Origin of the sequence: Burkholderia sp. L27(2015) (genome assembly GCF_009765705.1) — a bacterium.
Taxonomy (GTDB): Bacteria; Pseudomonadota; Gammaproteobacteria; order Burkholderiales; family Burkholderiaceae; genus LMUX01.
In genome coordinates this window covers 1-419 of sequence record NZ_LMUX01000055.1, presented here as the reverse complement: position 1 = coordinate 419, position 419 = coordinate 1, and the positions used below count along the sequence as shown (strand labels likewise).

The following is a 419-nucleotide window of genomic DNA, read 5'->3' as shown; positions in this document are numbered from 1 at the left end:
CTGATGGCTATGACGATTGCGAAGGCGATCTGGTCGCGCACATCCGCCGGATTGTGGGGCCTGACGTCATCATCGGCATCGAACTTGACCTGCACTGCCATTACACGGAGCTGATGCACAGGTCGACGGACGTGATCATCGCGTTCAAGGAATACCCACATATCGACACCGAAGAGCGCGGCCGGGAGCTCTACCGCCTGCTGGTTGATGCGGCATCAGGTCGGATCCGACCGGTTACCGCCGTGTTCGATTGCAAGATGGTCGGCCTCTGGCACACGACGCGTGAGCCGATGAAGTCATTCGTGCAGCGGCTGCAGGCTGTCGAGTCCCAGGCCGGCGTGTTGTCAGTCTCGCTTGGTCACGGTTTTCCCTGGGGAGACGTGCCGGAAGCCGGGGCCAGGCTTTGGGTAGTCACAGAC

General features: G+C 61.1%; 1 protein-coding gene. It reads left to right on the top strand.

All coding sequences use genetic code 11. The annotated features are described in order from the left end of the window. Positions 1-419, top strand: a 419-nt coding sequence (locus tag GSQ77_RS29050; RefSeq protein ID WP_174246526.1) for a M81 family metallopeptidase, incomplete at both ends; no start/stop codon positions are given.